General features: G+C 59.8%; 12 protein-coding genes. 10 read left to right on the forward strand and 2 right to left on the reverse strand.

From position 1 onward, the window contains the following. The 4 genes from HMPREF0908_RS07310 to hypE form a co-directional block, all read left to right on the forward strand. The coding region (locus HMPREF0908_RS07310; protein ID WP_006690842.1) for a Kae1-like domain-containing protein at positions 1-637 on the forward strand (637 nt) is incomplete at its 5' end. A 361-nt stretch (positions 638-998) separates the two neighbouring features. Next, positions 999-1262, forward strand: a complete 264-nt coding sequence (locus tag HMPREF0908_RS07315; RefSeq protein WP_006690843.1) for a HypC/HybG/HupF family hydrogenase formation chaperone — start codon at positions 999-1001, stop codon at positions 1260-1262. Then, positions 1259-2362, forward strand: a complete 1104-nt coding sequence (hypD, locus tag HMPREF0908_RS07320; protein WP_006690844.1) for a hydrogenase formation protein HypD — start codon at positions 1259-1261, stop codon at positions 2360-2362. The genes HMPREF0908_RS07315 and hypD overlap by 4 nt, the downstream gene beginning before the upstream one ends. Beyond that, on the forward strand, positions 2352-3362 hold the full coding sequence (gene hypE / locus HMPREF0908_RS07325; RefSeq protein WP_006690845.1) for a hydrogenase expression/formation protein HypE: 1011 nt from the start codon (positions 2352-2354) through the stop codon (positions 3360-3362). Before hypD ends, hypE begins: the two co-directional genes overlap by 11 nt. A 111-nt stretch (positions 3363-3473) precedes the next feature. Here the strand turns inward: hypE and HMPREF0908_RS11045 are convergent, their stop codons facing one another. Next, entirely contained in the window at positions 3474-3641 is a 168-nt protein-coding gene (locus HMPREF0908_RS11045) for a hypothetical protein (protein WP_006690846.1), read from the reverse strand. A 239-nt stretch (positions 3642-3880) separates the two neighbouring features. On the opposite strand from HMPREF0908_RS11045, the gene HMPREF0908_RS07335 reads away from it, so the two are divergent. Beyond that, positions 3881-4774 carry a LysR family transcriptional regulator gene (locus tag HMPREF0908_RS07335; RefSeq protein WP_006690847.1) on the forward strand — a complete coding sequence of 298 codons (894 nt, stop codon included), beginning with the start codon at positions 3881-3883 and terminating at the stop codon, positions 4772-4774. A gap of 30 nt (positions 4775-4804) precedes the next feature. Here the strand turns inward: HMPREF0908_RS07335 and HMPREF0908_RS07340 are convergent, their stop codons facing one another. Next, positions 4805-6367 carry an ArnT family glycosyltransferase gene (locus tag HMPREF0908_RS07340; protein WP_006690848.1) on the reverse strand — a complete coding sequence of 521 codons (1563 nt, stop codon included), beginning with the start codon at positions 6365-6367 and terminating at the stop codon, positions 4805-4807. A gap of 363 nt (positions 6368-6730) precedes the next feature. Between HMPREF0908_RS07340 and HMPREF0908_RS07345 the strand changes: the two genes are divergently transcribed. The 5 genes from HMPREF0908_RS07345 to HMPREF0908_RS07365 all read left to right on the forward strand — a co-directional run bounded on the left by HMPREF0908_RS07345 (position 6731) and on the right by HMPREF0908_RS07365 (position 15111). Next, on the forward strand, positions 6731-7744 hold the full coding sequence (locus HMPREF0908_RS07345) for an acyltransferase family protein (RefSeq protein WP_281042017.1): 1014 nt from the start codon (positions 6731-6733) through the stop codon (positions 7742-7744). Positions 7745-7911: 167 nt separating this feature from the next. Continuing rightward, positions 7912-10563: a preprotein translocase subunit SecA gene (gene secA / locus HMPREF0908_RS07350; protein WP_040572588.1), complete on the forward strand. Its 2652-nt coding sequence runs from the start codon at positions 7912-7914 to the stop codon at positions 10561-10563. A 231-nt stretch (positions 10564-10794) separates the two neighbouring features. Next, positions 10795-11901: a peptide chain release factor 2 gene (gene prfB / locus HMPREF0908_RS07355; RefSeq protein ID WP_006690851.1), complete on the forward strand. Its 1107-nt coding sequence runs from the start codon at positions 10795-10797 to the stop codon at positions 11899-11901. 216 nt (positions 11902-12117) lie between these two features. Continuing rightward, the gene (locus tag HMPREF0908_RS07360; RefSeq protein WP_040572589.1) at positions 12118-12792 is read left to right on the forward strand and encodes a DUF2993 domain-containing protein; all 675 of its coding nucleotides are present in this window, start codon (positions 12118-12120) and stop codon (positions 12790-12792) included. Between the two features lie 267 nt (positions 12793-13059). Further along, entirely contained in the window at positions 13060-15111 is a 2052-nt protein-coding gene (locus HMPREF0908_RS07365) for a DUF5693 family protein (protein ID WP_006690853.1), read from the forward strand. Positions 15112-15114 lie beyond the last annotated feature (3 nt).

The following is a 15114-nucleotide window of genomic DNA, read 5'->3' on the forward strand; positions in this document are numbered from 1 at the left end:
GTGGCGGCTCGCCCTTTGGATGCTCTATCGGCGCGACGGCGCGGGCTTTGCGGCGCAGTTTCCGCAGTTTGCGGCGCAGCTGCCGACGGGCTGGGAGCTCCTGATGCAGGCAACGGCGGCGGGGCTGTCCGCGCCGCTCACGTCGAGTGCGGGGCGGCTCTTCGATGCGGCGGCGGCGCTGCTCGGCGTCGCGTATCGGAATGCCTACGAGGGGCAGGCACCGATCGAGCTGGAGCGTCTCGCGCGCACGGCGCGGCGGGCAGGACGCGTCCTGCCGTACACCGTGGCGGAGGGGGCACGGCTGACCGTGGACGTTCTGCCGGCGCTCTATGCGCTCGCGGATGGGGCGGAGGCGCTGACCGTGGAGGAGCGTGCGGGACGCGCGCTGGACTTTCACGTGACGATGGCGGCGGCGGTCGCCGAGGTGCTTGGCATCCTTTCGGTGCGGACGGGGCTGCGCACGGTCGCCCTCGCGGGCGGCGTGTTCCAGAACGCGCTTCTCCTGGAGGAGCTTCTGCCGCGCATCGGCGGCTATCATGTGCTCCTGCCGCACCGCGTTCCGCCGAACGACGGCGGCATTGCCTACGGGCAGGCGGCTGTGGCGCTCGCGCGGATGGCTCATTCGCAGCACGCATAGCGGCGATCTGCGGCAGACCAAAGCCTCCCCGCCTCGGACGGGGGAAGCTGCATGCCGTAAACCAAAAGCCTCCCCTGCCGCAGCGGGGGAGGTGGCACGCGCTAGCGTGACGGAGGGGCGCCTTGGACGCTATCGGTGTTCTATCGTGAGAAATGTGTATGAGCAACGAGCGCCCCTATCGCCTCACGCTGCTCGGCACTTCCCCCGTCTTGGACGGGGGAAGCTGCATGCCGTAAACCGAAAGCCTCCCCTGCCACAGCGGGGGAGGTGGCACGCGCAGCGTGACGGAGGGGGCACCTTGGACGCTTTAGATGCGATGTCCTTGTAGATAAAATTTTCATCATATAGGGAAGGAAACAACATGTGTTTAGCAGTTCCGGCGAAAGTCGTTGAAATAGAGGATCAGCTTGCCTCGGTGGAGGTGCAGGGGGTACGCCGTGCGGCAAGCCTCATGCTCCTGCCCGAGGCGAAGGTAGGAGACTTCGTGCTCGTCCATGCGGGCTTTGCGATGCAGATCGTCGATCCCGCGGAGATGGAGCGCATTGAGGCACTGCGCGCGGAGATGAACGGTGCGCCGCGCACGGTGACGCACATCGATACGCCGTGCATGGAGCACATGGCATGACCCGCGCACAGAAGATGCAGGCTGAGAGTCGGGCGATCCTCGATGAGATGCGTTGTCTGCTCGCGGGGCGGCATATCCGCATCATGGAGGTCTGCGGGACGCATACCGTCGCGATCTTTCGCGCGGGGCTGCGCCAGATCCTTCCGCCCGAGGTCGAGCTGGTCTCAGGGCCGGGCTGTCCCGTCTGCGTGACCCCCGACAGCTACATCGACGCGGCGATTGCGTATGCAGGGATGGAGGATGTCATCATCACGACGTTCGGCGATATGCTGAAAGTCCCCGGAACGCGCTCAAGTCTCACCGAGGCGCAGGCGGCGGGGGCGGACGTGCGCATCGTCTACTCGCCGCTTGACGCGCTCCCCATTGCGGCAGAGCATCCGGAGAAAAAGGTGATCTTCCTCGCCGTCGGCTTTGAGACGACCGCGCCGACCGAGGCGGCGGCAGTGCTCGCGGCAGAGCAGCAGGGGCGCAGGAACTTCTTCCTGCTCTCGGCGCAGAAACTTGTGCCGCCCGTCATGCGCGCCCTGCTCGACGGCGGTGAGACGCACGTGGACGGCTTTCTCCTGCCGGGGCACGTCGCCGTTGTGACGGGGACGGAGGCATTTTCCTTCCTCGCGGAGGACTACCATGTGCCCGGTGTGGTCGGTGGCTTTGCGCCGCTGGAGATTCTCACCGCCCTGCAGATGCTTGTCCGCCAGATCGCAGACGGCGCGGCACGCATCGAGAACGCCTACCCGTCCGTCGTGCAGCCTGCGGGGAATCCGGCAGCGCGCGCGGCGATGGAGCGCGTCTATGAGCCGGCGGAGACGGCATGGCGCGGACTCGGCATGATCACTGCCTCGGGCCTTGCCATGCGCGAGGCGTACTGTGCCTATGACTTTGCCGCTGTGCGCCCGCTCACGATCGAGACGCGTATCGAGGGACGGCGCGGCTGCCGCTGCGGTGAGGTGCTGCGCGGGGCGATCCTGCCGAAGGAATGTGCGCTCTTTGGCAAAGCATGTGTGCCGGAGCACGCTGTCGGCCCCTGCATGGTGTCTGTCGAGGGGACGTGCGCCGCGTGGTACAAGTACGGCGGAGGGAGGTTCCACTATGGAGCATGATGTGATTACCATGGCACATGGGGCGGGCGGACAGCTCTCCCATGCGCTCATGGAGGAGGTCGTTCTGCCCGCGCTCGGCAACACGCTGCTGAACGTTCTGCACGACGGTGCGGTACTGCCGCTCACGGGCCGCACGGCGTTTACGACGGACTCCTATGTTGTACAGCCGCATTTCTTCCCCGGAGGGAGCATCGGGCGGCTCGCCGTCTGCGGGACGGTCAACGATCTCTCCATGACGGGGGCGGCGCCCGCATATCTCTCGCTCGCCGTCATCCTTGAGGAGGGCTTTCCCATCGCCGCGCTGCGCCGCATCGTCGCGGACATTGCGGCGGCAGCAGAGGAGGCGGGTGTCTCCATCGTGACGGGCGATACGAAGGTCGTGCCGCGTGGCTGCGGCGATGGCATCTACATCAATACGGCAGGTGTCGGGACGATGCTCGCGGGGGCGGATATCGCGCCGACGAACATCACGGCGGGCATGGACATCATCGTCTCGGGCACGCTCGGCGACCATGCGGCGACCGTGATGGCGGCGCGGCACGGGCTCACCCTGCCGCCCGAGATACAGAGCGACTGTGCGCCGCTCTGTCACCTGACGGCGGAAATGATCGTGGCGGCGGGCGACGGCATCGCCGTTCTGCGCGATCCGACGCGCGGCGGTGCGGCGGCGTCGCTGAACGAGCTGGCGGGCGCAGCGGGCGTCGGCGTCCTGCTCGATGAGGAGCAGATCCCCGTGCGTCCCGCCGTGCAGGGCGTCTGCGAGATGCTCGGGTTCGACCCGCTGACGCTCGCGAACGAGGGCAAACTCCTCGCCTTCGTCCGTCCCGACGTCACGGCGCGTGTCCTCGATGTGATGCACGAGAACCCCTACGGACGCGAGGCGTGCGTGATCGGACACACGACGGCGGATGCGCCCGGCACGGTGGGGCTCAGGACCGCGCTCGGCGGCATCCGCGTCGTGGATTTGCCGCTTGGGGAACTGGTGCCGCGCATTTGCTAGGATACGGCAGGAGCACCCACCTCCATGGATGATGTTTGCATGATTTTTACTGACATAATTTTTACGAACAAAAAAGCGAGCGGATCGTCCGCTCGCTTTTTATCAAACGTCTTACTTCGTCAGATGTACGTCGGGAATCTCGACCGTATCATGATGCGTGTCCGGGTCGACGTTGGCATACACGCCCGGCTTCGTCTCATACGCCTTCAGATTGTCCTCGTTCGCCTTGAGCATATCCTCGACAAAACGCTCCACTGCATCTGCACAATATACCTTCATCGTAAAACCCCTTCCTATGACCGTTGATGGTGATCTTTATTTCGAACCGAGCATATCATTTTTTGGGACTTGTGGAAAATATTTCTTTCTGATAAAATAATAGTGTAACTTTATTAAAAAAATCTATTGGACAAATGTGATATTTGAAATATTGTCCCGGTTCTTTATATAGTAGACTAATGATGATATAGGAATACACTACGTTCTGTCGCCGCAGAGGCGCGGAAGGAGATGATCCCATGACGCTGGTTCAGATGCGATATTTCTACGAGGTGTGTCAATGGCAGAACATCACGAAGGCGGCAGAGCATCTGCATGTCTCCCAGCCGACCGTCACTGTCGCCATGCAGGCACTCGAGGCGGAGACGGGGCTGAACCTCTTTCACCGCGAGGGGCGCAAGATCACCGTGACGGCAGACGGGGCAAAACTCCTCAGCAAGGTTTCCTACATTCTCACGGAGGTCGCGCGCCTCGACGATGAGATCCGCGACATGGCGCATCGCCATGCGAAGGTGCGCATCGCCATGCCGCTGCAGCTCGGCGTCGTCTTTCTCCCGCACATCTTCGGTGAGTTCCGCGCGGAGCATCCAGAGATCGAGCTCGAGATCATCGAGACGGGCGGCGTGAGCGCCCTGCAGATGGTCGAGGAGGAGAAACTCGACTTCGCCCTGACGAACTATACGGCGGACTTCAGCGCACGGCTCTCCTACGCAAAACTCTTTGACTGTGAGTGTACCTTTGTCACACGTCCCGACCATCCTTTCGCACAACGGCATACCCTCAGCATTTCCGATCTGAAGGATGAACCGCTCATCATGCTCGACAGCAAGTTCTTCGTTGACCGCCTCGTGCAGGATGCTTATGGACGCGCCGGAGAAAAGCCGAACATCATCCACTACTCGCCCTACCTCCACACCGTCAAAAACCTCGTGCACGCGGGCATCGGATCGACCTTCCTCGCACGCCCATCCGTCCTCCCGACGGACGGCTTCGTCCAGATCCCTCTGATCGACCCCATCTTTATCAACAGCGGGCTCGTCACGAAAAAGGGGCGGCAGGTATTCGATGACACTCGCCTCGTCATGCACTACCTGCGCGGCTTGACGAAGAAACTGCTGGGCGGCGGGGAATAAAAAACGCCGGATCATGCCGTATCCCCTGGTTTAGATGATTTGGGGAATGCGGCATGATCCGGCGGCATTGTGCTGTCGATTTCCGGAATGTGCGGCGGACGTATCCTTTGCCCGCCGATAGATGCGTACGTGTTTTTGCTCGGCGAGCACCTGCCACTCATTGAGGTTCAGGTGCTCGCCGAGCTCTTTGTCGTGCCGCGTGTCCCAGAGCAGATAGATGTCCCGATCGTGTGGCAGCTGCTCGAACGTGAGAACGGGCATGACGTACTTGCGCTGCCAGTTGATGTCCGTGCCCGTTCGTTTTGCGTACAGGGAGGCGGGGATGAGATCGTAGACCATGTGTCCCGTATAGTATACGACGGATGTTTGGTATTCCCCGTAGGAGACGATGAGGTCGTCGCGCCTCACATATTGTTTCAGCACGTCCGCCTGCCATTTCCCCGAGAACAGGTCGATCGTGTGGTAGCCTGTCTGACCCGGCACCTCAAGCGCGTATGCGATCCTGCCGTCCGCGGCGTCGATCGGCAGGTGCAGCAGCATCGTGAGCAGTCCGCAGAGTACGATGGCAAGAGAGAGCGTCCTGTGCAGCAGCCGCATATGCGATAGGAGAAGACGCGCCGTGAGGAGAGCAATGGGCATGAGTGCCGGCAGCGTATACGTCGCGTACTTCGTCGCCATCAGCTGGAAGAATACGTTGACTGTGAGCGCCCAGATCAGCAGGAAGAGAGTATGCGGGGCGAGCGTACCGAGCCCCCTGCGCAGCCTTTGGGCGAGCGGAATCACGAGGGCAAAACTCCATGGAAAGAAGCCGATGAGGAAGATGGCAGGGTAGAAGTACCAGACATCCCAAGCGGGGTGTTCCGCGACTGCTGCACGCAGAAGGTTGTGCACACCGAAGAAGCTCACAATGAAATCCATGCCGTGCAGCGCATACATTCCTGCATACCAGATGCCGCTCACGAGGACAAAGAGGAGAATCCCGAGCGGTTTCATCTGCAGGAGCTCGCCGAGGTCGCGGCGCATGAGGAGGAAGGCAAGAATGACGAGACCCGGCAGGACGATGCCGACGGGGCCCTTTGTCAGCACGGCGAGTCCGGCGGAAACGTAGGCAAGGTAGTAGAACCTGCGGTTCCGCGTATAGCCGAGATAGAAGAAGACGAGGGCACCGTTCAGGAAGACAAACAGCGTCGCGTCGGTAATCACGCTCCTTCCGACCAGCCAATAGGCAAAGGAGGTCGCAAGAATGGCCGCGGCGAAGAAGCCGGTCCGCGCGCTGTAGATCTGCCGCCCAAAGGCATAGGTGAGCAGGACGCCGATGCTCGCGAAGAGTCCCGGAAAGAAGCGCGCCGCAAAATCCGATGTGCCGAAGAGGGAAAAGGCAGCGATCAGCTCCCAATAGAAGAACACCGGCTTGTCGTACCAATAATTGCCGTAGATACGCGGTGAGAAGTAATCACCGGAGGCAAGCATCTCTTTCGCGGTCAGCGCATAGTTTGACTCCACCTGATCCGTGATCACAAGTCCGCTGCTTCCGAGAAAGAAAATCGCGCACAGCACGCACAAGAGTCCCAGATGTTTTTTGGTTTCAGCCACGCGGAATCATCGACCTCCTTTCTTGTCCGTTTGATTTGCGCAGAATATACGCGCGCCTTTGATATCATCCTGTGAAGACGTCACGTCATGATTCATCGGTCATTATGCCTAAACTCGTACTATAGCCGTTTGTCTGCGGCATGTCAACAGGGATTCAGCAAAGGCAGGGGCTTTGTGTCAGAACAAAACGAATAGGGGCTCTCCGTCGTATGAGCAGCACAGGTGTTTTTTAGGAGAGACCGATGCTGCTTTCCCAGATGCAGAAATTATGATAAAATGAGATCCGGTTACAGCAGCGAATGGGAGAAGATACAATATGAACATGCGCATTTATCCTCCACGGCAAGAATCAGCAACATTGAAATGCTTCGAATCGTATGTATGGTGATGATTATTTTATTTCATTACTATCTATATGGAGCATTCTCAAAGGAAATGGATGTTACGGCCAGCCATGTCGTGATGCAGCTCTTGAGCTCCGGTTCGAAAATCGGCGTGGATGTCTTTGTTGTCATCACCGGATATTTTTTAATCACGCAGGAGTTCCGATGGCTGAAATTATGTAAATTCTTTTCGTGCACCTATTTTTGGAGCCTTGTTATTCTTGCTTTTGCGATTTTTATGTTTGGTGTGGATCAGCTCGCTCCGGACCGCATCTTGGAGTCGCTTTTCCCCCTTACACCGCTGAATTGGTTTGCCAGATCGTACTTCATCCTGTACATCATATTCCCCCTGCTGAATCGGTTTATTTTTCGTGTCAGTCGGAGGACCCTGGGCTGTGTCATACTGGTTCTGACCATGTATTTCTATGTTGTTCCGACCGTGCTTGGAGGGACAAGGGGCGGCTATGGGAATTCGACCTTTATGTTTGCTGATATGTATATGATCGGTGCATATATCCGTCAATATGGGAATGAGAGGCTGGCAAGACAGCTGAAAATTGCCGGTGTGCTGGGCCTGATCGTATTGGCTTCCTCCGTCCTGTTCTTTGACTATATGGGGCTCAGTGATCCTTTTTATCGGATCCAAAGCAATGTGCTGTCGTGTACGAAAAGCGGAGAAAATGTATTTGCCCTGATGACCGCAATGGGATTGTTTGTGTGGGCAAAAGATGTTCGGATGGCCTTTCATCCGCGCATCAATACGATTGCCGCAACGACATTCGGCATATACCTCATCCATGATAATTCGTTCGTGTCAATGTGGCTGTGGAATGACGTGATGCAGGGATATCGATTTTATGACACCCCATTTGCTGTGCCGCATATGATTCTTTCCGCTGCGGCAGTTTTTGCGGTGTGTTCAGGGTTGGAGTACATACGCATCAGGCTTGTGGAACGGCCGCTTATGCGCATGCTTGGTCGACGCATCAAATAGAACAAGATTTCCTGCTGCATTTTCTGCGCCTTCCGCATAAGAGATCACATTCCCTGCCCCTGTTTTGCAACATTTATTATGCAAAGACGGGGGCTTTGTGCTATAATAAAACGGATATTGTCTTTCAATCGATTTATGATTACCAGCAGCACAGGAGTGTGAAATATTTGTTCGGCATATCTTCGATTCTCAAGCGATTCCTCGGCGACAACAACGACAAGGAGATCGCGCGCTACCGCGGCATCGTGGAGCAGATCAACGCGCTCGAGCCGTCGATGGTGAACCTCACGGATGACAAGCTGACGGGCTGTACGCGGAAGTTCCGTGAGCAGCTCGCAGAGGGGGCGACGATGGAGGAGATCCTCCCAGAGGCGTTCGCAGTCGTGCGCGAAGGCTCGCGCCGCGTGCTCGGCATGCGGCATTTTGACGTCCAGCTGATCGGCGGCATCTGCCTCCACGAGGGGCGCATCGCCGAGATGCGTACCGGCGAGGGCAAGACGCTCGTCGCGACGACGGCGGTCTACCTCAACGCGCTCGCGGGCAAGGGCGTCCACATGGTCACGGTCAACGACTATCTCGCCCGCCGCGACAGCGAGTGGATGGGCAAGCTCTACCGCTATCTCGGGCTGTCGGTCGGCCTCATTGCACACAATATGGATTTCCCCGAGCGCAAGGCGGCGTACGCTTCCGACGTGACGTTCGGGACGAACAATGAATTCGGCTTTGATTATCTGCGCGACAACATGGTGCTCTCCGAGAGCCAGATGGTGCAGCGGGATCTGCACTATGCGATCGTCGATGAGGTGGACTCCATTCTCATTGATGAGGCGCGCACGCCGCTCATCATCTCGGGCCCCGGCACGAAGTCCACCGACAACTACCGCATCATGGCGGATGCCGTACGCCACCTGAAGGAAGGCGAGGACTACACGGTCGACGAGAAGGCAAAGACCGTCGCACCGATGGACTCTGCCGTGCCGAAGATCGAGAAGATCGTCGGCATCTCGAACCTCTACGCGCCCGAGAACATCGAGCTCTCGCACTGCTTTACGGCGGCACTGCGCGCGAAGGCACTGATGCACCGTGACCGCGACTACGTCGTGAAGGGCGATGAGATCATCATCGTTGATGAGTTCACGGGACGCCTCATGGAGGGACGCCGCTACTCCGACGGCCTCCATCAGGCGATCGAGGCGAAGGAGGGCGTCAAGATCCAGCGCGAGTCGCAGACGCTCGCGAGCATCACGTTCCAGAACTACTTCCGCATGTACGACAAACTCGCGGGCATGACGGGAACGGCAAAGACGGAGGAGAACGAGTTCCTCAAGATCTACAAGCTGCCCGTCATCGTCATCCCGACAAACAAACCCGTCCGCCGCGTCGACGAGCCGGACGTCATCTACAAGACGAAGGCAGGCAAGTACCGCGCCGTCGGACAGGCGGTCAAGGAGATCCACGAGACGGGGCAGCCCGTCCTCATCGGCACGACTTCCATCGTCCAGTCCGAGGAGATGTCGCACGTCCTCAAAAAGAACGGCATCCCGCACGTCGTGCTGAACGCGAAGTTCCATGAAAAAGAAGCCGAGATCGTCGCCAATGCAGGACAAAAGGGCGCGGTCACGATCGCGACCAACATGGCAGGACGCGGTACGGACATCAAACTCGGCGAGGGGGTCGAGGCGCTCGGCGGACTCTATATCGTCGGCACGGAGCGGCATGAGTCGCGGCGCATCGACAACCAGCTGCGCGGCCGCTCGGGCCGTCAGGGCGACCCTGGGGCGTCGAAGTTCTTCCTCTCGCTCGAGGACGATCTCATGCGCCTCTTTGCCTCCGACCGCATCGCGGGCATCATGGACCGCCTCGGCATGGACGAGGACGAGCCGATCGAGCACGCGATCATCACGCGCTCGGTGGAGCATGCGCAGAAGAAGGTCGAGGCACGCAACTTCGACATCCGCAAGCACGTCCTCGAGTACGACGACGTCATGAATCAGCAGCGCGAGGTCATCTACGGCGAGCGCAGGAAGATCCTCAAGGGCGAGAATCTGCGTGAGAATATCCTTGCGATGGTGAAGCACATCATCAAGGACGAGATGAGCCAGTACGCGAACGAGAAACTCTACCCCGAGGAGTGGCAGCTCGACGCCCTCATCGAGGACGCGGAGAAGGTCTATGCACCGAAGGGACGCCTCAAGAAGGCGGAGCTCGAGCAGCTCGCGCGTGACGAGATCCAGGAAGAACTGGAGAAGGTCGCCGAAGAGGGCTACAGGAACCGCGAGCTGATGTTCGGCGAGGAGAATATGCGCGAGCTCGAGAAGGTCGTCATGCTCCGTGTCGTCGATCAGAAGTGGATGGATCACCTCGATCACATGGACATGCTGCGCGAGGGCATCAACCTGCGCGCCTACGGCCAGCGCAACCCGCTCGTCGAGTACAAGATCGAGGCGCTCACGATGTTCGAGGAGATGGAGGCGGCGATCATGGATCAGATCGCCTCGCTCATGTATCATGTGAGCATCGTCACGCCGCAGGGACCCGCACAGGAGGGAACGGCGGACGGCGCGCCAGAAGGCAGTGCGCCCCTGCCCGCACCCGTCGTGGATGCGGCGGCGCAGCAGCGCGCGGAGCAGCTGCTCGCACGCGAGCGCTCAAAGCTCGAAAACCACCTCATGAACGCACGCGCCTCGCACGGTGAGGAGTCCGTGCCCGCCGAGGCAAAGGCGGCGAAGAATGAGGACGGCAGGAAGGTCGGACGGAACGACCCATGTCCCTGCGGCAGCGGGAAGAAGTATAAGAACTGCCACGGGAAGGATAAATGATGATTAGGCTTTGCGACGGATGCTCAACGCAAACGTCTCGTTGCGCAAGTGATCGCGTGCTCCACTAGGGTTTGCTTATGAGCATCCTGCCGCATTCTACCGAATACGAAAGCCTCCCCCGTCGGTACGGGGGAGGTGGCGAACGGAGTGAGCCGGTGGGGGCGCTTTGAACGGTCCGTTGTTATATCACGTTGAACAGGAAATAGGGATTTACACTTTAAGGAAAAAACAATGCTGGAAGATCTGAAACCGACACTGAATGATCTGGGCGAAAAGCTGGATCAGATGCGCATCTCGCTTGAGATCCCCGCGAAGGAGGAGAAGATCGCCGAGCTCGAATACAAGATGGGCGAGCCGTCCTTCTGGGACGACGCGGCGGCGGCGCAGAAGCTGAATCAGGAGCTCGCGGACCTCAAGGGCGGCGTCGATACCTATAAGGGGCTCATGGCGAAGTACGAGGACGCCGAGACGCTCTATGAGATGGGGATCGAGGAGGGCGATGCGTCCATGGAGGACGATATCCGCGCCGAGCTCGACCTCATTACGGAGGGGCTTGAGACGCTGCAGCTTGAGGTGCTGCTCTCGGGCGACTACGATGCAAACAATGCCATCCTGACGCTCCATGCGGGCGCGGGCGGTACGGAAGCACAGGACTGGACGCAGATGCTTCTCCGCATGTACGGGCGCTGGGCCGAGCGGCACGGCTTTGCCGTGGAGACCGCCGACCTGCAGCCGGGTGATGAGGCGGGCGTGAAGTCCGCGACGCTCTTTATCAAGGGACACAACGCCTACGGCTTTTTGAAATCGGAGAAAGGCGTACACCGTCTTGTGCGCATCTCGCCGTTTGACTCGCAGGCGCGGCGGCACACGTCGTTCTCCGCATGTGATGTCATGCCGGAGATCGACGATGCGGTCGAGGTGCCGATCAATATGGACGATGTGCGTGTGGACTACTATCGTGCGAGCGGCGCGGGCGGACAGCACATCAACAAGACCTCGTCTGCTGTGCGCATGACGCATGAACCGACGGGCATCGTTGTGCAGTGTCAGAACGAGCGCTCGCAGCTCCAGAACAAGGAGCAGTGCATGAAGATGCTCCGCGCGAAGCTCTTTGAGCTCGAGCAGGAGAAGAAGGAAGAGGAGATCGCGAAACTCGAGGGCGTCCAGCAGAAGATCGAGTGGGGAAGCCAGATCCGCTCCTACGTATTCCAGCCCTATACCATGGTGAAGGACGTGCGCACGAACGCCGAGACGGGCAACGTGCAGGCGGTCATGGACGGCGAGATCGACCCATTTATCCGCGCGTATCTCAACGCCAAGGCGAATCACGAGTTTTAAGGAATCGCATCCGCATGCCTCTCGTGAACACCTCGTTTCGCAAGCGGTCGTACACTTATCTTTCTAAATACCGACGAATTTCTAAACGCGCTTCGCTTGAATGAAGAAATTCGTCAGGGGAAGAACGTGTACGTTCCCCGCTTGCTCCACTAAGGTTCACATCGAGGCCATGCGTATGGTTTGCGTTGTATGAAGTTCACACAAGGAGGGAGCATCATGTGGAAGGCAGTCACGGCCATTCTCATCCTTGCGCTGATTGCGGCGGGGGCGGTATTCGTCCTGCCGTCAGTTGTGGAGGAGCGCATCGTTGATGCCCTGCAGCAGCAGACGGCGGCGGAGGATGTGCAGATCTCAATCAGTGACAGCCCGCGTCTCGTTTTCGGCGAAATCGGCGCGGTGGACGGTGTTCTGCGGCAGGGACGCGTCGGCAAGCTGTTCGTGCGTGAACTGACCGTCAGCGGTACGGGGCTGCAGGTCGATATGATGACCCTCCTTCGTGAGCACAAGGTGACGCTTACTTCTGCCGAGAGCGTACAGATGCGCGGTGTCGTGGACGGCGATGCCGTCCGTGAGCTGATCGGCAGCTCCTCGGGCAAGTTCGAGGACATCGAGGTGACTGTGCAGCCAGGCAAGGTGCTCGCGACGGCAAAGACAAAAGCCCTCGGGCAGACGTTTGATGTGACCATCGACGGAACATTCACCGTCGCGGACGGGGATCTCTACTATAAGGCACGCCGTATCTCCGCACGGGGGCTGGGGCTGAACGCACTGAGTCTCGACAGTCTCCTCCCCGACATCCTCGTCGCGCGTGCCAACAGCCTGCCGCTTGGCCTTGCCTTTGAGACGGTCGAGGCGCGGGACGGTGTTGTGGTGCTGACGGCTGGGAAGTAAGGGGGGCTGGCAGCATGCCTTGTGAACGCCTCGTTGCGCAAGCGGGCAGGCACTTATCTGCCTAAATACCTGCGGATTCCTTAACGCGCTTCGCTTGAACGATAGAAATCCGCAGGGGGCAGAACGTGCCTTATTCTTCGCTTGCTCCACTAGGGTTCACAGCGGATGCTGCCCTCCACATACATAAGTGACCAGTATGGCAGACGCCCTCATTTGATACAGAATGCGCGGCATGGACGCTGTATTATATCGAAGGACTTATTTCAGATGAAGAAATTTTACTATCATCCGATTCTGCTGGCGGCGATTCTCATCGGCTTTGTCGCGAGTGTCGTGATCGGCTTCCAGCGGCACGCCGTCGAGGTGAACTCGCGCACGGCGGAGCTCGCCATCGACTACGAGGGGCTTTTGGAGCTCGCACAGCGGGAGGGGCTGCCCGCCGAGGAGGTGCTCGCCCAGGCAAAGGAGGCAGGCATCACCTCGCTTGCCGTCTATGAGACGACGTTCAAGAAGTTCAATGCGAACGGCAAGGCGGCCGTGCTTTCGGGGGCGGACGTCCTCGCACGCTACCACAGCGGGATGCTTATGGATCCGCTCTGGCGCACCCTCGTTGCCGAAGGGAAGATCGTCGGCACGGAGGTCTATGTTGTGGGGCATGACCCCGAGACCTATACGGAGCTGAAGGAGGATCTCCTGCGCCGCTTCGGCGCAGACCGCGTCACGGTCTACACCGTCGGCAGCGATGAAGTCATTGCGGTCAAGGCATTCTACGAGGCTTTTTTGAAGCAGAATATCGGGATGCCGACGGACGAGATGCACGCCGTCAACGCGGCGGGCTTTGATGTGCTCGCGCGTCCGTCGAACTACCATGCCTGCACGGCGGACGATGTGCACGCGGTCTTTGACCGCATGGAGGGCATCCGCGTTTCTGCCGTCGTTTTCTCGGGACAGGAGACCCTCGGTGCGCCGAAGGCACTGCAGACGACCATCGATGAGATGAAGGAACGCCGTTTGACGCTCGGGCTGATCGAGGGCATCACGCAGCTGCAGTTCTACCGTCAGCAGGGAATGGATGAGATTGCGAAGGGTCTGGGCGAGGAGCATGTCGTGCGTCTTTACGCCATCCCGCCCGATGAACAGAAAAAGCTCAAGATCGCCGAGGCGGTCGAGCGTTGGGTGACGACGGATGAGGAGCGCAACATCCGCATCAATCTCCTGCGCATCTACGATACGCCTGCGCCCAATATGTCTCTCATCGAGACGAATATGAAGTATTTCACCGATACGCGTATGGCACTCGAGTCACACGGCTTTGCCATCGGTCGGGCGGGGACATTCGCGGATTACGCGCCGTCCCGCCTCCTGCGCGCGCTCGTCATCATGGGCGTCGCTGCCGCGGGCGTGCTCTATCTTTCGCTTGTTGTTCCGGCACTGAATCGCCGCCGCCGCGTGGTGCTCCTCGCCTTTGTCGTGCTCGCGCTCATCGGCATGATGCCCGTCCTGCTCGGCGCAGGGAGCAAGATCCGCGTTCTCGCGGCGCTGGCAAGCGCAAACCTCTTTCCGGCACTTGCCGTTACGGCACTCCTTGATCTCCTCGGTGGACGGCGTTTCGCCAAGGGGGCACCCGCATGGCGGATCATTGTCGCGGGCTGGGTGCTCCTTGGCATCACGAGCGCGCTCTCCCTCGTCGGCGCGGGCTATCTCTCGGGAGCGCTCGTCGATACGCGCTATCTCCTCGAATTCGACATCTTCCGCGGGATCAAGCTGACCTTTGTCCTGCCGATGGTACTCGTGGCGATTGCTTTTATGCAGCGTTTTGATATCTTTGACGGGCAGTTCGACACGTCGGCGGGCGTCCTCGGGCAGATGCGCGAGATCCTCGCGACCCCCGTGCGCGTCGGCTCGCTCCTCGGGGGGCTTGTCCTCATCGGGGCACTGATTGTCCTCGTCCTGCGCAGCGGGCACACCTCGGGGCTGCCGGTGCCCGGGATCGAGCTGAAAATGCGCGCCGCATTGGAGCAGATCTTCTACGCGCGGCCGCGGACCAAGGAGTTCATGATCGGACATCCTGCCTTCCTCCTCGCCCTCTACGCGGCGGCACAGCGGTGGCGGACGTGGATCGTCTTTGCGCTCGTGCTTGCGGCGACCATCGGCCAGGGCTCGATGGTGGAGACATTCGCCCACATGCGGACGCCGATTGAGATGTCTCTCGTGCGCGGCATCGGCGGCATCGTCCTCGGCGGCGCGATCGGTGCCGTTCTCGTTGCCCTCGTCGCAGCGTGGAATGGACTGCTGGAGCGCGTAAGGAAGGCGGAGTAGGAT

The sequence above is a fragment of the Centipeda flueggei ATCC 43531 genome (genome assembly GCF_000160695.1).
Classification (GTDB): Bacteria; Bacillota; Negativicutes; order Selenomonadales; family Selenomonadaceae; genus Centipeda; species Centipeda flueggei.